Below are 14,497 nucleotides of genomic sequence, written 5' to 3' on the forward strand. Positions count from 1 at the left end.
CAGTTGAATTCGGCGACACCAGTCCCCGGGGTTTCTCACCGGGCGGCGATCGTGCTCAAGACAAGTCTGGACGAGTTTGTTCCACCAGTCTGCGAAATGACCCGATCAGGTCATCGAACCGATCACGCCCCGGGAACGAGGAACGCCCCGCCAGAGACCGGTGGGGCGTTCCTGCGATGAGCGTTCGTTCGTGCAGAGGTTCAGCCGAGCGCGGCGGCGGGGCCCTTTGCGACGAGCATCATGTACGCGGCGAGCGTCATCGAGCACTGGATCTTCCCCGAGGAGATCATGCCCATGAGTTCACCATCGGTGACCCACTTGACCTTGTCGGTCTCGTTGTTCGGGTGGACGTACTCACGGTCGTTCGGGTCGAAGTCGTCGGCGTTCACGTGCGCCTGCCACACCGAGACGCGCGTGTCAGCGATGCCGGTGTCCGGGTAGATGACACCCAGATCAGTCAGTTCGCCCTCGAGGCCGGTCTCCTCGACAAGTTCGAGGGCCGCTTCGGACTCGTCAAGGCTGACGGTGCCGCCGCGTGGGAACTCCCACGTGTCCTCGTCGAGCGGGAACCGGAACTGACGCACGAGCGCGAGGTAACGGATCCCTCGGAACAGCAGGGTGGGGATGGCGATGGCGCCGTACCCGAACCCGATCCGAAGGACCGAGTACTGGATGTTCTCGATGGGGTCGGCGTCGAACGCGACCGGGCACACAGCCACGGGCGTTCCGACGATCTTCTGACGGCCGTCGGCGGCGTTCCGGGCGGCTTCACGGTATGCAGCGGTGTAGTTCGACATACCCCATAGATGCGGCGAAACACCGTCCACTTCGGGCCCGGATCGGGGAAGTGGACTGTTCGGGCTTACGGATGGTGTTCAACACTTCTGACCCGAGAGCGACCCATGACCCACGACATTCCCCGTGACCTTGTGACCGACTGGCTGACGTCAGGTGATGCCATGCCGAGTCTCGGCTGGTTCGTCCTCGTCGGGTTTGCTGCAGCCATCATCATCTTTGTCGGCGCGGGTATCGTCTTCGACTTTCTCGACAAGCCAGAGAAGCACGAAGCGAAGAATACTGCCGCCGTAATTGGCGCCGGTCTTGTCGGCGTTCTCCTCGGAATCTTGGGTTGGTGCGTCGCCTCCATCGACTGGGAGACCGACGAGGACGGCCAGATCGCGTACGAGGTCCAGAAGAACCTGTCGTTGGGCGGGTACGCGATCGACATGCAATCGGATTCGCTCGCGTACGACTTCGCAGAACTGCGCCGCGACGGCAAGCCGTTCTCCATCCCGGCCCTCGACGGCGACCGTTCCCCTCAGACCGTGTTCGTCGAACTCGAAGGCAAGAACAAGATCCTCACAGTCCGGGTTCTCCCGGCAGAGATGACAGGGGAGGACGGGAACTGATGCGTGAGACTGCACCGCCCATGTTCATCGCTGGGCAGATGATGGTGGAGTGGGAGATGCAGTGCATCTTCATGCGGTCGATGCGGGTCGAGCCGGACTCCGAGGCGTTCTTCATGGTGAAGAACGCGATTGAGCAGACCTACAACAAGTTCTCCCACGCGATCTTCGGCAACGAGATGAGCGATCAGTCCGAGGCCGAACGGTGTGAGTTCCTCCGGACCCTCGGGATGAAGTGCGACCGCGAGTACGGCGGCGGCGGCGGCGCACCCGGCCACCATCACGTCCTCGAGCCGACACCCGCGTACACCGAGTTCTTCGACGGGCACGTCGAACGTCGCGAGGCCGACGAGCACACCTTGTCCGTCGACCGCCTGTCGATCGTCGGTTCTTCCCATATCGCGGTCATCGGGGTCGCCGACTCCCGCGAGGTCACGTTGCGGATCAACGGGATGCACCGGGCGGACGACCAGTACGACATCACCGTTCCTGTCGGTGGCGTGTTCGTGCACGAGCGTCGGACGTGGGCTGTCGTCTCGGCCGAGATGGGCACGAGCGAACACGGCTTCGAGACTCCCGTCGTGAAGATCCGTGCTATCAGATCGGACAGCAGCGTCGGGAGGGCTTGAACAGAGTGTCGGCCATGAGGTCGGCATAGAACCTGTGTGGAGAAGCCCGTGCGAAACCTCGACGAGATCTACGACTACGACGGCCCCAAGCAGCCCGGCCTCATCCGCCGAGCCATCACACGCCTACGTGAGAAGGCCGACCTGATCCCTGCCGCCGCGGACCGCCACCGCCGGGTGTTCGGTCGATGACCGACCTGTTCACCGACTCGGCCTACTGGGCGGGCGTCGTCACCCTTCCGGCGCTCGTCGCGCTCGTCTACGCGGTCCCGAACGTTGTCTACTTCGCGTACCAGTTCGTGTACGAGCGGCTGGGCTTGTTCATCGAGTTCGGTTCCGTCCCTGACGCCGAGGAAAAGTCCTACTCATCGCTGACAGTTCACCGGGTCATGCCGGGAGTTCGGGTCGGCCACTACTGGAACCGGCCCCTGAACAAGAAGTCCGACTGGGTGTGCCTCCTCGGATGGATGTTCGTCGGATACGTTCGACCGCTCAACCCGCACACCCCCGAATCATGAGCACTCGTTTCAAGGACACGACCGTTCCGTTGACTGGGGGAGCGACGCGCGGATCGTACGCACCTACCCTTCGTCCAGAAACCGGAACGTCGGTGACAGACGAGTTGCAGATCCCTCGACGCCCTGACGGACGCATCGACACCATCGCGGCCGTCGAGGAGGGCCTCGTGACCGGGTTCAGTGCCGCCGAAGGTGCCCGTGAACCCGCGACCCTCGTCGGTCACTGGGACAACGGAGAGATCGTCGTCGAGTACATCCTCGAGGGCGACCAGTACGACGACCGCCGTGACGCGTCCGGGTACTGGCGTGACGAACTGTGGTCGCACACCGTCACCGGGCGAAGCGACGCCGAACGTGCCGCGCTCATGCTGGACGCGTATCCGTGCGCTGGCATCCGCATGGCGGTCGACCCGGACGACTTCACCCCAGAGGGTGACGATGAGGACGACATCGACGACGGGCTCCACTACGACGACTACGGCTACACGTACGAGGATCCGTACGAGGAGACCATCCGGTCCATCGAACGTGCCGAGGCCGAGTACGACGCAGAACACGCCGACGACGAGGAGCCGCTGTGGCTCCGGTTACCTGACGCGGTACGTCTGCCCTGACCGCCAAACTCAGAAGCCCCAGCCCTCGCCTTGAAGGTTGGGGCTTCTGCCATGTCCGGGACGCATACCCGCACACCTGCACTCCATGACCCAAGACCGATTCAAGGACACCGGCAAGCCACTCCCCAAGGGCGCGACCCCCGGCTCCTTCTCTCCGACTGAACTGCCCGAGTCCAACAAGTCCATCGCCGACACCAGCGAGGATCCTCGAGGGCTTCCCCGCACACCCGACGGCCGAGTTGACGCCCGGAAGGCGATCGCGCTCGGGCTCGTGAGTAACGAGTTCTCTGCGACGCCGTTCCCCGACGGGCCTCGCACCGTGTCGTTCTACGGCCACTGGGACAACAGCGAGATCGTCGTCGAAGGGATCCGCGATGGTGAGGTCATGGATGAACGCGAGGACAGAGGTCACTGGGACGAGGGCATGTTCGCCCATTGGGTGACCGGCACGAGTGACGCCGACGTTGCCGCGCAGATGGTCGACGAGTTCGAGGACTGCCAGCATATTCGTCTCGCCGATGAGGACGAGATGACCCCCACCGACGACCATGATGAGGCGAAGGAGCACCTGCCGCTCGACCCCGAAGGCCAAGTGGACACCGCCGCTGCCGTCGAACAGGGGATCATCGTCGGGTTCTCCACCAAGCGGTTCGACGACTTCACCGTGAAGACGCTCGTCGGCCGATTCGACGGCGACGACTTCGTGGTCGAGAAGACGATCGACGGAACCGGGTTCAACCGCAGCGCCGAGAACGACCCGTACGGCTACCCCGGGAACGGCATGAGTGACGCGGACATCGCCGCGAGCGTCCTCGACGACAACCCGTTCGCGCGCATTATCTTCAAGGACGCCAACGACTGAACCTCAGTCAGAACGAAGCGAAGCCCCAGCAGCCGTGATGGTCGCTGGGGCTTCGTTGTGTCTTGGATCAGGCGCGGTACGGGGCCATCCACGCCTCGCCCGCGCCCATCGCGTCGAACACCGAATCGAACACCGTCTCGACCCGCTGGTAGCGGGGAGCCTCATGGCCGGTGTTCAAGTTGGTCTCCAACACGAACTTCCCGCCGTCGGTCGCCTTGATGTACGCGATCAGCAGCGAGTCCGGGCGAAGGAGCAGGTACTCCTCCTTCAACCAGCGGGTGCCGTCCGCGGAGATGCCGTCCTCGCCGGGAGTAACCGGCCACTCATCGGTCACGTCCTCCTCGTCGAAGATGTGGTTCCACTCGCCGAACAGGAACGGCTGGTTGACCGGCTCGGGCTTTGCGAACGACCGGATGTACGCCTCGCCGACACGCAACGCCTCGAACAGCGTGTCCGAGATGGTCTCCGTGTGGGCGGCGTTCGGGTCGGGATAGGTGGTGGTCAGCCAGACGCCCGGACGGACCTCCGAGACCATCGCGGACGGAAGGATGGCCGCGCTGGTGGCGCCGACACGACGCGCGAGGAAGAACCGGTCGATGATCGTTCCGTCGTCCTCCTTGACGTCCACGTGCTCCCAGTTGAACTCGCTGTAGTCCATCTGCTCGACCATGTTCTGCACCTTCCATCAAGGGGACGACCGGGGTGGTCGCGTTCGCTCAACATGTTCAAGCCCGCAACACCGGCCGATCCCGATCGTGCCACGAGACCCGTGCGGGCTTAGGTAGAACATGAGCGAACGCGAGACCACGGTCATCCAGTCCCAGCCCGGCCGCCAGATCACCTACAAGCCCCGCGGCTCCGACACGACCCGCAACATCACCATCGACCGCGAGTGGGACGTCTACCTCGGCGACACCCACATCGGGTTCATCCGCCACGGGTTCGCTGACGTCCACCCCATCCGTCCTGCCGATCACGTGACCCGGCAGGACGGATGGAACGTCATCGGCTGGCGATGGAAGACCCCCACGATGGAGTTCTGGTTCTCCGGCCGCACCAAGGGTGACGCCGTGCACCGTCTCCTCAGTCGCCACCTCGCTGATGCCGCCGCCGCAATCCCGCGGCACGTGATCGAGTCCTGACCGTCGCGCGGGCTTGACCAAGACATGACCAGCCCCGAAACGACCTTCCTCACCCGGTACGAAGCGACTCCCGAAGGTCGACGCGAGATGGCAGCAGCCAGACTCACCCTCGACATGGAGGAAGCCCTCCGGGTCGCGTACGAGCGCTCCGACATGAGCCTCGAACAGTTCGCCGAAGGACTCGGAGTCACCCCCAACCGGGCGATCGTCATCTTGAACTCCGACGGAAACATCAAGATGTCGACCGCCGCGAAGGCACTCGCCGTCCTCGGCTGCACCATCGAACTCGTCGTCACCGACCGCGACGGGAACCCCGTCCCCTCCACGACCAACCGAAGAAACCCCCGATGAGGAACGCACCAGAGGTCGCCGGAGAGCGCGCCGCCAAACGCATCATGCGGTCGTTGGACTACCGCCTCAGCCCCGGCGTCGAACCGTTGACCGAGGAGCAGGTCGCGGTCGTCCTGCATTCTCTCGCCGACCACACCGCCCTGATTCAGGCGATCGACTACACGCCACGCCCCGAAGGCAGGTCGTACAGCCTCTACGACGAGGCGGCAACGTCGGTCGGCCAGTGGCTCCATGACGTTGCCGACGACCTCGAAGACATCGCCCGGGACGTGCGCCCATGAACGACTACGCCACAGCCATGAAGCAGGCGACCACCCGTGAGGAGAAGGCCGGGGTCGCCAACGCGTTCCTGACCGAGTTCCTCGACGCGCGAACAGACGAAGGCGAGTCGATCGCTGAGGTCGTGTTCGCGCTCCACCCCGACCTCGCACAGCAGGTCAGCGATCTCATCGACACCGACACGCGCCGCACCGTGACGGTCCGGTTCGACTTCGACAAGACGCCCGACGATCTGCGCTTCACCGGAATGCGCCTCGTCGAGGACCAGACATCCCTGTCGGTCGAGGACCGCAAGACCATCGGGGAGCAGTGGGCACAGTCCGTCGACTACAAGATCCTCATTTCGGGGTACCTGCCCGAACTGATCGCCGACGGCGGCACACTGACCTCCGACCAGATGGAGTGACCCCGGAGCCCTTCGGGACGCGTCAAGCCCTGATCGGACTTCACGCCGGTCGCGGGCTTGAACAGGCATGTTCATCTACGAGCCGGAGCGACACGAGACGCTGTTCGAGACCCCGACGGGTTCTCGCCTGTACGGCAACGCGCGCCCTGACTCGGACTTCGACCTGTTCCGGGTCATCGTGAACGACCCGCACCGCAAGCGCGCCCGGAACGCGGCCCAGACGATGAAGTACGACCCCTTGTTGGGGCGCACCGATGACGTGACGGTCGTGGACCTGTCCACGTTCATGACGTACGCGTCAATGGGTGTCCCTCAGTACGTCGAGGCCGCCTACAGTCGCATCCCGACCGTGGACCGTCTCGGTGAAGCGTTCCGGCTGTCGCTGCGTCCCACGCTCGCGTCGGCCCGGTCCAAGTACTCCGGCGCCATCGCCCACCACTGGACCCGAGGTTCGTCGTCCGGTGACGTGAAGACGCTCCGGCACACGCACCGCATGGCGTACCAGTGGGTGACGTTCGTGAGCAGAGGCCTGTCGTTCAACCCGACGTTGACGGCCGAGGAGTGGGCTCTCGTCGAAGCCGACCTGAACGCGGACCCGTTCGAGCGGTGGGGGTTGGAGTCCACCGAGACGGCCGAGAAGACGCTCGCAAAGGCCTTGCGTTAAACGCATGCCAGCGTGTCTTTCACGCAAGTTCTTTCGTAAACCGGAAGATATCTTTCATCTAACGAGAAGAACGCCCCGCCCTCGAGTCGAGGTGCGGGGCGTTCTCGGTGTCTGGGGGTTCAGGCGTTGGCGCGCTGCGCCTCGAACTCGGCCAACTCGCGGCGACGGTTCTCGAGCGACCACTGGGCGGACCGCACCTGAGCCTCGGCCTTCTCCACCGCAGCGCGGGCGTTCTCGATCTGGGTGTCGATGGACGGGACCGCACCGATCTTGGTGAAGTAGTGGACCCGCAGGCCGTGCTGGGACGTGACCCGGAACCGATCGTTGGGTGCGTACTTCTCCCACTCGCGCTTCGGCTGGTACGCCATGATCTCGTTGACGTCGTTGAACATGTTGAAAGCGAACTCGGCCGTCTCCAACTCGACGTCGGTGAGGATGTGGTCGCACATCGAGTCGACGCGGCCACCGGCGTTCCAGTACGTGTCCTTCGCGACCAGACGGTCGCCGTACTTCACCACGACAGCCATGCCCTCGCGGCAGTGGCGCTGCTCGGGGCCGTAGATGAAGATGTCGCCCTCATGCATGGTGGGGATACTCATAACTGTTCAAGCCCGCAAGGACACCTGCTACCGATCAGGACAGACCACGCGTGAGGGCTTAGTCACACATGAGCATCCAGTTCGACACGTACCGCCCCGACATCGCTCCGGTGAAGGTCGTACAGGTGACCCGCGAGAACCTCGTCGAGATTGCCGAACTCCTCCACCCCATGATCCCCGGCGGGACGCGTGTCCTCGGAGATGACATCGTGTACGACATCATCTCGGTGGCCGCGACGGTCGGCGAGTTCGTGATCATGAGCGGTGGCGAGTGGGTCGACACCGTGACCGCGACGGACCTCGCGAAACGCTACTCGAAGATCGACGCTGCCTGAACCGATCAGGTCCAGTCGATGACCGCTCCGGCGGCCTCCACCTGCGGTGCAGCGGCCCGGTTGTCCGGGTTGTCGGCGAGCACGAACCGCGCACCCGACAGGTCACAGTCATCGAAGCGGGTCTTCTCGTCGAGTTGACCCTCGATCAACGCGCCAGCGAAGACGCAGCGTGTGAACTTCGCGCCCCGCAAAGTCACGTCGCTGACGTGCACGCCGGTGAAGTCGGTGGACGTTAACTCAGCCCAGTTGAGGTTCGAGTTGAAGATGCTTGCTCCGGTGAAGTCGCCCTCACGGACCTTGACCTTGTCCATGTCGGTACCGGAGATGCTCGCGTACCGGAACGTCGTGGCGAACATCTCGGTGTTCGTGAGGCTGGTCCGGTCGACGTCGCTCTTGAACACGGCCTTGTCGAAGTTCACGCGATGGAAGTTCGAACCCTTCATGCCGACGTCGGTGAACGAAGCGCTCTGCGCGTTGACCACCGTCATGAACGAGCCGTGCAGGGTCGAGTTCTTCGCGACGAGCAGGGACAGGTCGGTGTCACGCCAGCGGGCCTCCAACCGGGTCTCGTCCATGACGGCGGCACGGAAGTCGCAGTCGTTGAACATGGAGGCCTCACTCGAGGCGCGAGTCAGGTCGGTCTCACGGAAGTCCGCATCGGTGAACATGCCGCCGTCGAGGTGAGCGCCGGTCAGGTTCGAGCCGCGCACGTTCAACCCGGCGAAACGACGACCCATCAGCAGGACACCTCGCATGGACTGACCGGAGAAGTCGGCCGCACCAAGGTCGCCCCGACGCAGATCACGGTAGTCGTAGGTGGACTCGTCGATCTCACGCCAGTCCTCATCCATGTCCACCCAGAACTCGTCCGGGCTCGGAGTGGACGCCGGTGCGGTGACACGGAGGTGGTCCGCTTCGGGACGTCGAACGGGTCCGAACGATCCGCCAGTTCCTGCGCTACCGGCGGGAACACCGCCAAGATCCTTGTTCCGCTTCTGGTCCCTGTTGCTCATGCATCGAGGGTATGCGGGGCTAGTACAAGGTGACCTCGGCGCCACGACGACGCAGTTCGGCAGCCACTTCGCGGTGCTCGTCGGTGTCGACGATGAGGAATCGGGCTCCACGGACGGACGAGGCACGGTCAGCGATGTTGCTGCGAGTCAGATTGACGTCCTTGAAGGACGTGTTCGACAGGTCGGCATCGTCGAAGCGTGCGTCGGTCAGGTTGACGTTCTGGAAGTGCGAGCCGCGCAGGTCCGAACCGATGAACGTGGCGTTCTGGAAGTCGGAGTTCACGAACGTGGTGTCGGTCGCGTCGCTACGCCCGATCTCGGCGCCCATGCCGTTCACGCCGATGAACTCACTGCGACGCAGGACGCTGTTGTAGAACCGGGCGTCGGTCAGGTCGGTACCTTGGGTGAACTTGACGCGCTGCAGGTCGCACTCGTCGAACTCGGTGTCGATGCAGTTGGCGCCCTCGAACTCGGCCGACATGAACGAGCACTTCGTCAGTTCGGCGCCGCGCAGGTTCGACCCGTTGATGTAGGTGCCGTACATGGTGCAGTCGGTGAACTTTCCGCGTGCGGCGGTCTTGGCGAACTTCACGTTGTTGAAGTTGCAGTCATCGAACTCGGTGTACTGGAGGTTCGCGCCGCGCATGTCCGCGTAGGACAGGTTCGTGGCGGTCACTTCTGCGCTGCGGACCTTGGCGTCACGCATGTCGATGCCGGACAGGTCCGACTCGGTGATGGTGGCCCCGTTGAGGCAGATGTCGTTCGCGGACACGGCGTTCCAACGCAGGCCGGTGAGATGCTGCCCGGAGAGGTTCCGCATGTCCCATGTGTTGTCACGAATCCATGACTCGTGAGGGTTCCCTACGACGTCGAAGTCGGTCGGGGTGACGGGCCGGTCGATGACCCCGACGGAGGGAGCGGGCCGCTCCGCTTCGGCGAACGAGCCGGGGGTTGCTCCGCCGCGCAGGGGCTTGCTGGTGTCCTTGAAACGCTTCATACCTTCAAGGTGTGCTGCGCTCACGCCGGGGCCGGAACCTCGACGGGTCGGCGCGCTTCACTCATGTCGAGACCGGTGTGCTTCTCGATCAGGTCACACCAGCCAGAGTGGAGAGTCTCACTGATGCGCTGGCTACCGGTGTCGGACAGCCAGAACGGGTAGTCGTCATCGGAAAGCCAGAACTCCTCCCAACCGCCGACCTCGACACCGTCGATGTGCACGATGGTCACGTCGGTCTCACGGCCGTCCGGTCGGCTCTCCTCGATGCGGGTCACCTCGATGAACAGCATCTCTTCGACGGGCCTGTCTGCGTCGATCATCTTCCACGTCTGCTTGCGCTTCACCCAGAGGCGGCCCAACTCGTCGATCTCGCTGTCGGTCGTGACGGTCGTGCCGAGCAGGGCGCCGGGCTCGAGTGCGCGGAGGCGGGTGAGGAAGTCGTCTCGTTCGGGGTCGAGGCCGTACAGGTGGTGTCGGTTGAGGATCATCAGAGGTCTCCAAGTTCGGCGATAGTGAGCGCGTTCACCGCGGTCGTCCAGATGCCCGCTTCGGTGATGACCGGCTTGGCACGAGTGAGTAGTTCGGTCGCGAAGTCCTTGCGGACCTGCGCGGCGATGACTTCGTAGAGCGTCTTGTCGGTGACGGGGCTGGATTCGCTGGTCTTCTCCACGAGGTCGGCCAGCACCATCGAGGTGAGGAACGCCGACGCGTCGTCGATGTCACGGTCGGTCGTTCCCGGGAACAGGACGTTCGCGACCGGTGGGTCGAGCAGTGGTCGCAGGGAGTCCCACGAGATGGGGGTGCCCGCGCGGTCGCGGTTGTTCTTGTACCGGATGAGTTCGGTGATGATGCCGTTGACGCCGAACGTGTTGGTGGGCGTCTCGGGTGTCGCGTCGGTGACGTTCATGCGAGGGGTCCACCTTCGGTGAGGTTGCGGTACTGGTTGATGCCGAACCGGATGGCGAAGCAGCACCACAGGAAGTGGAACGTGTACTCGTCGAAGTCGAGTTCGTGCACGTCGGAGAACGAGAACCCGGCGACCTTGAAGTTCTCGAGTGCTGAGTACATCTCGTGCGCGTCGAAGTCGCAGTGGTAGGCGAGGAGGTCGTCGAGTCGTGCCGAGATCCACCGGCGGTCTTCATCTTCGAACTCGTCGGCCTCGTCAGCCCAGTAGGCGAGGACGACCTTGCGGGCCAGTTCGGGGGAGTACTCCTTGACGTCGCCGTGCGAGCGCCCCAACTTCTCGGCCCAGTAGGACGGGTTGATGTTCGCGGACGCCGACTCGAAGAACGTGAACATGTCGGTGGTGCCGTGGCGGGCGAACGGACCGTAGGAGCCCATGTCGCCGCTGATGACGAGGTGACCCGGCCATGTGACCAGTTCGAACCACTGATGCCACGCGTTCTCGCCCGGGACCGCGAACCTCAGGTGCCGGTACACGCCATCGTCGCGGAGGACGGTCATCTGGTGGTTGGCGACGTCCCCGAGGAACGTGGCGTGAACGTCGGGGTGGTGTGCGTCGAGGGTTGGGGCCTCGGGGGACAGGGTGGCGGTCATCGGGTTGTTCCTTCGAGGGTGGAGGCTCGGGTTTCGAGGAGGCGAACGATCTCGGCCTTCCCGTGGGAGGCGGTGTCGTACTTCTCGGGGAGGCTGGCGCGGATCTCCTCGGCCATCGCGCGAGCGAACCGTGCCTGAACTCCGGCGACGTCAACGTCGGTCAGTTCGGGGTACGCGGCGAGGAGCGCGGCGGTGATGCGGTCCGCTTCGATGTACAGGGCGCCGGTCTCGTCTTCGCGGCAGTCCTCGCAGCAGATCTGCATCGGCTGACGGACGACGTGCGCGATGTCGTCGAACAACGGTTCACGCGCGTTCACAGTGGTCATGACGGGTTCAAGGTCGCAGAGTCGTCGTTCTTGATCGCGGCTCGTGCGCGCAGCAGGTTGAACCGGTGGTGGGTGTCGATGAGGAACTCGGTGAGTTCGGTGTCCCATCCGTGCTTGGCGGCGAGCGTCTCCCATGCGCCACGGTCGCTGGGGTCTTCGGGGTCGCCTCCCCAACCGAACACGATGGCGTACGTGAAAGCGTCCGCCCAGTCGACGGACATGTCCTTGCTGGTGTGGGCGCACCGGTTCGCCATCAGTTCAGCGCCGCGCGCTTCGGTCAACGACGCGAGGAACGCGTCGGCCGGGTTCACGAGGTAGCCTCGTCGGCGGAAGGGATGGGTGTCCCGTCAGCGAACGTGACGACGATGACGTCGCGGTGGATGCTCAGTACGATCTCGGTGACGGTGCCGTCCTCGAGCGCGACAGGCATACCAACGTGAACTGGTTGGTGTTCCTTGGGTCCGAACTGTGCGAGGGCGCGGGCGGTCGGCTCATGGTCGATGCCCCATCTGCGTTGCAGGTCCGCGTGGATGACGTCTCCGCGGGCGCGCACCCACCGACTCATCAGGACCGCCCAGTAGGCGAACGCGACGACTGAGACGACGAACGTGGCAGCGGCCACGGGTGCGGACATGCTGGCGTCACCGGTGCTGGCGGTCAACACGGCGAACAGGACGATGGTGCTGCTGAACGCGACGGCGGACACACACCCGATCTTGCGGGCTCGCGCGTTGATGAGATTCGCCTCGGGGAGGCTGGTCGGGGTCGTCATGCTGCCGCCTTCTGGCCGCCACCGGGGATGGGGTCGCCGTACTCGTCGATGAGGTACACGGCGTCGTCTTCCATCGCGATGGTGACGAGGCGTGGATGGTCGCTGCCGTTGTCGTGCAGGAGGATGCCTTCATAGTGAACGAACTGGCCGGGGCCGCCGTACTCCGCGAGGACGTCGCACACGTGCAAGTTCACGCGACCCCAGTGGTCGGCTACGAAGGCGTGAACGATCTTGCCCCGGGCGCGAGAACGATTGGAAACACCGACACCCCATGCGACACCGGTGACGAGGCCGAGCAAGGCGGGGGCGGCCAACAACAGGACACTCCACCAGTTCGCGGGTTCGTCACCGTAAACGATGACGAGAATCATCGCGATGACGATGGTCGCGGTGAACGAAGTGGATGCGACCCGTCCGAGGGTACGCGTCTTGGCGGCGAGCGGGTCGAGGCTCGAGAAGTCGACCTTCATGAGGTGGTCCGTTCGGTCGGTCGGTACTCACGCACCGGGATGTTCGCTTTCGCGGCCAACTTGGAGCAGCCGGTCGCACCGTGAGAGTCATGAGGTTGGGGCTTCTTGCAGCGCGGGGAGGTGCAGTGGCCGATGAACGCCAGACACAGGTCGGCACCCAACTCGACCATCTTCTTGTTCCGTGCGGGCCCGGCCGAGCGTCCCTTGGACCAGTCCGCGGGGTGACGTTCCACGATGTGGCCGCGTTGCTCCCAGATGTCTTCGGCGATCTTGTCGGCGCCGGTCGGGCAGTTGCCTGAGACGAGGATCGTTCCCGGGTGGGCGCCCAATTGGGTCCACGCCTGACGCAAAGCGGTGAAGATCATGTCGGCGTCGGCCCAGTCACGCGAACCGGTGATCAGTAGGCGAGGGGCGGGGGCGTTCACTCCGGCCCGCCGGAGATGAGGTTGAGGCGACCGGTTCCGTCAGCACCGTGAATCCACAGGTAGTCGGTGTAGCGGTCGTGCTGCTCGTCGTCGAACTCGTGACGGTCGAGGGTCACCAAGTTGTGACCGGCGATGACCTTGAACCGCCAGACGCCTCCCTTGTCGTACCATGCGTCGAACATGACGCCGTTCGACAGGCTCACACGGTGCGGCTTCTCCTCGTCGGTGTTGTAGTTGCCTACCTCGTCGTAGAGCAGGCCGTCGAACTCGATGCAGTCGTCGGAGTGGCCGTACACGACCGCGACCGCGTTGTTGGCGTCGAGTCCGTCCTTGGGGTTCCGGTAGGTCGGGGTCTTGGGCTCGGCAACCTCGACGGGCTCCGGCAGGGGAGCGGGAGGGGCGGGGGTCTCGGGCTGGAACAGGACGTCGTACGGGAGCCCGGACGCGAACTCGATGGAGTTCTCCGGGGTCTCGTCACCGCACGTCAGCCACTTGCCGTCCTCGTCTTTGAAGGCGACGAACGCCATCTCGATGTCGGGGACGTTGTGATGGATGACCGACCCGGCGGGCAGGGCGTCCAACTCGGCGAGGGTCGTGACCGTCTTGTTCATGACCGGTCTAAGCCCTCGCAGGGACTGGCTTCGATCAGAACTGGTTCAACATGACCCATCGCAGACGCAGGCTCCGCAGTTCTCACACTCGGCCGGTTTACCGCGTGCCGCGCACTCGCTCGTGGTCCGACCGTTGGCGTGCACCGCGCCCCAGCATCGGGCGCATTCACCCGCGACGCTCATGTTCAGTCCTGCTCGATGAGACGGTTGCGGGCTATGACGGTCGCGCGGGTCCACGCAGCCTCGAACGCGGCCTTCGCGACAGGGTTGTCGTTCGCGTCGAGGCCCGCCCGGTCGGCGTACATGGCCCACTGACCCTCGATGGTGTTCTCGTGCACCATGACGGAACGCTCATCGTGGGTGTCGGTCTCGTAGCAGGAGTTGCAACAGGCGCCCTTGCCCTGATTGAGGATGCGGTCGGTGCACTGGCCGTAGCCCATGCCACAGTTGCTGCACTTGTCACCCATGAGGGTGCCTCGGATGTCGCCCGTGGTCGCCTGCTCGCTCATGTCCTGCTCCTCGGT

At 64.3% G+C, this 14,497-nt stretch carries 27 protein-coding genes; 12 read left to right on the top strand and 15 right to left on the bottom strand.

All coding sequences use genetic code 11. The annotated features are described in order from the left end of the window. Positions 1 to 200: 200 nt before the first annotated feature. Positions 201 to 797, bottom strand: coding sequence for an NUDIX hydrolase (locus tag AB3M81_RS08825; RefSeq protein ID WP_412903527.1), 597 nt, complete (start codon positions 795 to 797; stop codon positions 201 to 203). A 105-nt stretch (positions 798 to 902) separates the two neighbouring features. Here AB3M81_RS08825 and AB3M81_RS08830 point away from each other — a divergent pair, with 105 nt between their 5' ends. The 6 genes from AB3M81_RS08830 to AB3M81_RS08855 all read left to right on the top strand — a co-directional run bounded on the left by AB3M81_RS08830 (position 903) and on the right by AB3M81_RS08855 (position 4,026). After that, a complete protein-coding gene (locus AB3M81_RS08830; protein WP_412903528.1) occupies positions 903 to 1,409 on the top strand; it encodes a hypothetical protein in 507 nt (168 codons plus the stop codon). Further along, positions 1,409 to 2,035 carry a hypothetical protein gene (locus AB3M81_RS08835; RefSeq protein ID WP_412903529.1) on the top strand — a complete coding sequence of 209 codons (627 nt, stop codon included), beginning with the start codon at positions 1,409 to 1,411 and terminating at the stop codon, positions 2,033 to 2,035. Before AB3M81_RS08830 ends, AB3M81_RS08835 begins: the two co-directional genes overlap by 1 nt. Positions 2,036 to 2,071: 36 nt before the next feature. Next, positions 2,072 to 2,224 carry a hypothetical protein gene (locus AB3M81_RS08840; RefSeq protein WP_412903530.1) on the top strand — a complete coding sequence of 51 codons (153 nt, stop codon included), beginning with the start codon at positions 2,072 to 2,074 and terminating at the stop codon, positions 2,222 to 2,224. After that, on the top strand, positions 2,221 to 2,550 hold the full coding sequence (locus tag AB3M81_RS08845) for a hypothetical protein (protein ID WP_412903531.1): 330 nt from the start codon (positions 2,221 to 2,223) through the stop codon (positions 2,548 to 2,550). The genes AB3M81_RS08840 and AB3M81_RS08845 overlap by 4 nt, the downstream gene beginning before the upstream one ends. A gap of 92 nt (positions 2,551 to 2,642) precedes the next feature. After that, positions 2,643 to 3,164 (top strand): hypothetical protein, encoded by a 522-nt coding sequence (locus AB3M81_RS08850; protein ID WP_412903532.1) that lies wholly within the window; start codon positions 2,643 to 2,645, stop codon positions 3,162 to 3,164. An 85-nt stretch (positions 3,165 to 3,249) separates the two neighbouring features. Beyond that, complete coding sequence (locus AB3M81_RS08855; RefSeq protein ID WP_412903533.1) at positions 3,250 to 4,026, top strand: hypothetical protein; 777 nt, start codon at positions 3,250 to 3,252, stop codon at positions 4,024 to 4,026. Positions 4,027 to 4,093: 67 nt separating this feature from the next. Here AB3M81_RS08855 and AB3M81_RS08860 read toward each other — a convergent pair whose 3' ends face one another. Then, on the bottom strand, positions 4,094 to 4,696 hold the full coding sequence (locus tag AB3M81_RS08860) for a hypothetical protein (protein ID WP_412903534.1): 603 nt from the start codon (positions 4,694 to 4,696) through the stop codon (positions 4,094 to 4,096). A 118-nt stretch (positions 4,697 to 4,814) separates the two neighbouring features. Between AB3M81_RS08860 and AB3M81_RS08865 the strand changes: the two genes are divergently transcribed. The 5 genes from AB3M81_RS08865 (at position 4,815) to AB3M81_RS08885 (ending at position 6,868) form a co-directional block, all read left to right on the top strand. After that, a complete protein-coding gene (locus AB3M81_RS08865; RefSeq protein ID WP_412903535.1) occupies positions 4,815 to 5,168 on the top strand; it encodes a hypothetical protein in 354 nt (117 codons plus the stop codon). Positions 5,169 to 5,255: 87 nt separating this feature from the next. After that, on the top strand, positions 5,256 to 5,519 hold the full coding sequence (locus tag AB3M81_RS08870; RefSeq protein WP_412903536.1) for a helix-turn-helix domain-containing protein: 264 nt from the start codon (positions 5,256 to 5,258) through the stop codon (positions 5,517 to 5,519). 53 nt (positions 5,520 to 5,572) lie between these two features. Continuing rightward, positions 5,573 to 5,800, top strand: coding sequence for a hypothetical protein (locus tag AB3M81_RS08875; protein ID WP_412903537.1), 228 nt, complete (start codon positions 5,573 to 5,575; stop codon positions 5,798 to 5,800). Next, entirely contained in the window at positions 5,797 to 6,204 is a 408-nt protein-coding gene (locus AB3M81_RS08880) for a hypothetical protein (protein WP_412903538.1), read from the top strand. The genes AB3M81_RS08875 and AB3M81_RS08880 overlap by 4 nt, the downstream gene beginning before the upstream one ends. 67 nt (positions 6,205 to 6,271) lie before the next feature. Beyond that, positions 6,272 to 6,868, top strand: a complete 597-nt coding sequence (locus AB3M81_RS08885; protein WP_412903539.1) for a hypothetical protein — start codon at positions 6,272 to 6,274, stop codon at positions 6,866 to 6,868. 119 nt (positions 6,869 to 6,987) lie between these two features. Here AB3M81_RS08885 and AB3M81_RS08890 read toward each other — a convergent pair whose 3' ends face one another. Further along, positions 6,988 to 7,452 (bottom strand): hypothetical protein, encoded by a 465-nt coding sequence (locus tag AB3M81_RS08890; protein WP_412903540.1) that lies wholly within the window; start codon positions 7,450 to 7,452, stop codon positions 6,988 to 6,990. 140 nt (positions 7,453 to 7,592) lie between these two features. Here AB3M81_RS08890 and AB3M81_RS08895 point away from each other — a divergent pair, with 140 nt between their 5' ends. Next, positions 7,593 to 7,802 carry a hypothetical protein gene (locus AB3M81_RS08895; protein WP_412903541.1) on the top strand — a complete coding sequence of 70 codons (210 nt, stop codon included), beginning with the start codon at positions 7,593 to 7,595 and terminating at the stop codon, positions 7,800 to 7,802. A 5-nt stretch (positions 7,803 to 7,807) separates the two neighbouring features. On the opposite strand, the gene AB3M81_RS08900 is transcribed toward AB3M81_RS08895, so the two are convergent. From AB3M81_RS08900 to AB3M81_RS08955, 12 genes are all read right to left on the bottom strand, one after another. Further along, complete coding sequence (locus AB3M81_RS08900) at positions 7,808 to 8,653, bottom strand: pentapeptide repeat-containing protein (RefSeq protein WP_412903542.1); 846 nt, start codon at positions 8,651 to 8,653, stop codon at positions 7,808 to 7,810. A gap of 181 nt (positions 8,654 to 8,834) precedes the next feature. Then, positions 8,835 to 9,812 carry a pentapeptide repeat-containing protein gene (locus AB3M81_RS08905; RefSeq protein ID WP_412903543.1) on the bottom strand — a complete coding sequence of 326 codons (978 nt, stop codon included), beginning with the start codon at positions 9,810 to 9,812 and terminating at the stop codon, positions 8,835 to 8,837. 20 nt (positions 9,813 to 9,832) lie between these two features. Further along, the gene (locus AB3M81_RS08910; RefSeq protein WP_412903544.1) at positions 9,833 to 10,300 is read right to left on the bottom strand and encodes a hypothetical protein; all 468 of its coding nucleotides are present in this window, start codon (positions 10,298 to 10,300) and stop codon (positions 9,833 to 9,835) included. Further along, a complete protein-coding gene (locus AB3M81_RS08915) occupies positions 10,300 to 10,719 on the bottom strand; it encodes a hypothetical protein (RefSeq protein WP_412903545.1) in 420 nt (139 codons plus the stop codon). The genes AB3M81_RS08910 and AB3M81_RS08915 overlap by 1 nt, the downstream gene beginning before the upstream one ends. Continuing rightward, the gene (locus AB3M81_RS08920) at positions 10,716 to 11,369 is read right to left on the bottom strand and encodes a hypothetical protein (RefSeq protein WP_412903546.1); all 654 of its coding nucleotides are present in this window, start codon (positions 11,367 to 11,369) and stop codon (positions 10,716 to 10,718) included. Before AB3M81_RS08920 ends, AB3M81_RS08915 begins: the two co-directional genes overlap by 4 nt. Beyond that, complete coding sequence (locus AB3M81_RS08925; RefSeq protein WP_412903547.1) at positions 11,366 to 11,668, bottom strand: hypothetical protein; 303 nt, start codon at positions 11,666 to 11,668, stop codon at positions 11,366 to 11,368. The genes AB3M81_RS08920 and AB3M81_RS08925 overlap by 4 nt, the downstream gene beginning before the upstream one ends. A 23-nt stretch (positions 11,669 to 11,691) precedes the next feature. Continuing rightward, the gene (locus AB3M81_RS08930) at positions 11,692 to 12,006 is read right to left on the bottom strand and encodes a hypothetical protein (protein WP_412903548.1); all 315 of its coding nucleotides are present in this window, start codon (positions 12,004 to 12,006) and stop codon (positions 11,692 to 11,694) included. After that, a complete protein-coding gene (locus tag AB3M81_RS08935; RefSeq protein WP_412903549.1) occupies positions 12,003 to 12,467 on the bottom strand; it encodes a hypothetical protein in 465 nt (154 codons plus the stop codon). The genes AB3M81_RS08930 and AB3M81_RS08935 overlap by 4 nt, the downstream gene beginning before the upstream one ends. Further along, the gene (locus AB3M81_RS08940) at positions 12,464 to 12,937 is read right to left on the bottom strand and encodes a hypothetical protein (RefSeq protein WP_412903550.1); all 474 of its coding nucleotides are present in this window, start codon (positions 12,935 to 12,937) and stop codon (positions 12,464 to 12,466) included. The genes AB3M81_RS08935 and AB3M81_RS08940 overlap by 4 nt, the downstream gene beginning before the upstream one ends. After that, positions 12,934 to 13,362, bottom strand: coding sequence for a DUF2493 domain-containing protein (locus AB3M81_RS08945; RefSeq protein WP_412903551.1), 429 nt, complete (start codon positions 13,360 to 13,362; stop codon positions 12,934 to 12,936). Before AB3M81_RS08945 ends, AB3M81_RS08940 begins: the two co-directional genes overlap by 4 nt. Beyond that, complete coding sequence (locus AB3M81_RS08950) at positions 13,359 to 13,973, bottom strand: hypothetical protein (RefSeq protein ID WP_412903552.1); 615 nt, start codon at positions 13,971 to 13,973, stop codon at positions 13,359 to 13,361. Before AB3M81_RS08950 ends, AB3M81_RS08945 begins: the two co-directional genes overlap by 4 nt. 185 nt (positions 13,974 to 14,158) lie before the next feature. Then, positions 14,159 to 14,482, bottom strand: coding sequence for a hypothetical protein (locus AB3M81_RS08955; protein ID WP_412903553.1), 324 nt, complete (start codon positions 14,480 to 14,482; stop codon positions 14,159 to 14,161). Between the last annotated feature and the right edge of the window lie 15 nt (positions 14,483 to 14,497).

Source organism: Aeromicrobium jepli (genome assembly GCF_047246605.1).
GTDB lineage: Bacteria > Actinomycetota > Actinomycetes > Propionibacteriales > Nocardioidaceae > Aeromicrobium.

Excerpts from the sequence above, each read along its gene's own strand:
- AB3M81_RS08955 (WP_412903553.1), bottom strand. The coding sequence starts at position 14,482 with ATGAGCGAGCAGGCGACCACGGGCGACATCCGAGGCACCCTCATGGGT.
- AB3M81_RS08885 (WP_412903539.1), top strand. The coding sequence starts at position 6,272 with ATGTTCATCTACGAGCCGGAGCGACACGAGACGCTGTTCGAGACCCCG.
- AB3M81_RS08830 (WP_412903528.1), top strand. The coding sequence starts at position 903 with ATGACCCACGACATTCCCCGTGACCTTGTGACCGACTGGCTGACGTCA.
- AB3M81_RS08870 (WP_412903536.1), top strand. The coding sequence starts at position 5,256 with ATGGCAGCAGCCAGACTCACCCTCGACATGGAGGAAGCCCTCCGGGTC.
- AB3M81_RS08880 (WP_412903538.1), top strand. The coding sequence starts at position 5,797 with ATGAACGACTACGCCACAGCCATGAAGCAGGCGACCACCCGTGAGGAG.
- AB3M81_RS08860 (WP_412903534.1), bottom strand. The coding sequence starts at position 4,696 with ATGGTCGAGCAGATGGACTACAGCGAGTTCAACTGGGAGCACGTGGAC.
- AB3M81_RS08855 (WP_412903533.1), top strand. The coding sequence starts at position 3,250 with ATGACCCAAGACCGATTCAAGGACACCGGCAAGCCACTCCCCAAGGGC.
- AB3M81_RS08935 (WP_412903549.1), bottom strand. The coding sequence starts at position 12,467 with ATGACGACCCCGACCAGCCTCCCCGAGGCGAATCTCATCAACGCGCGA.
- AB3M81_RS08890 (WP_412903540.1), bottom strand. The coding sequence starts at position 7,452 with ATGCATGAGGGCGACATCTTCATCTACGGCCCCGAGCAGCGCCACTGC.
- AB3M81_RS08835 (WP_412903529.1), top strand. The coding sequence starts at position 1,409 with ATGCGTGAGACTGCACCGCCCATGTTCATCGCTGGGCAGATGATGGTG.
- AB3M81_RS08845 (WP_412903531.1), top strand. The coding sequence starts at position 2,221 with ATGACCGACCTGTTCACCGACTCGGCCTACTGGGCGGGCGTCGTCACC.
- AB3M81_RS08910 (WP_412903544.1), bottom strand. The coding sequence starts at position 10,300 with ATGATCCTCAACCGACACCACCTGTACGGCCTCGACCCCGAACGAGAC.
- AB3M81_RS08950 (WP_412903552.1), bottom strand. The coding sequence starts at position 13,973 with ATGAACAAGACGGTCACGACCCTCGCCGAGTTGGACGCCCTGCCCGCC.
- AB3M81_RS08905 (WP_412903543.1), bottom strand. The coding sequence starts at position 9,812 with ATGAAGCGTTTCAAGGACACCAGCAAGCCCCTGCGCGGCGGAGCAACC.
- AB3M81_RS08940 (WP_412903550.1), bottom strand. The coding sequence starts at position 12,937 with ATGAAGGTCGACTTCTCGAGCCTCGACCCGCTCGCCGCCAAGACGCGT.
- AB3M81_RS08900 (WP_412903542.1), bottom strand. The coding sequence starts at position 8,653 with ATGGATGAGGACTGGCGTGAGATCGACGAGTCCACCTACGACTACCGT.
- AB3M81_RS08915 (WP_412903545.1), bottom strand. The coding sequence starts at position 10,719 with ATGAACGTCACCGACGCGACACCCGAGACGCCCACCAACACGTTCGGC.
- AB3M81_RS08920 (WP_412903546.1), bottom strand. The coding sequence starts at position 11,369 with ATGACCGCCACCCTGTCCCCCGAGGCCCCAACCCTCGACGCACACCAC.
- AB3M81_RS08865 (WP_412903535.1), top strand. The coding sequence starts at position 4,815 with ATGAGCGAACGCGAGACCACGGTCATCCAGTCCCAGCCCGGCCGCCAG.
- AB3M81_RS08825 (WP_412903527.1), bottom strand. The coding sequence starts at position 797 with ATGTCGAACTACACCGCTGCATACCGTGAAGCCGCCCGGAACGCCGCC.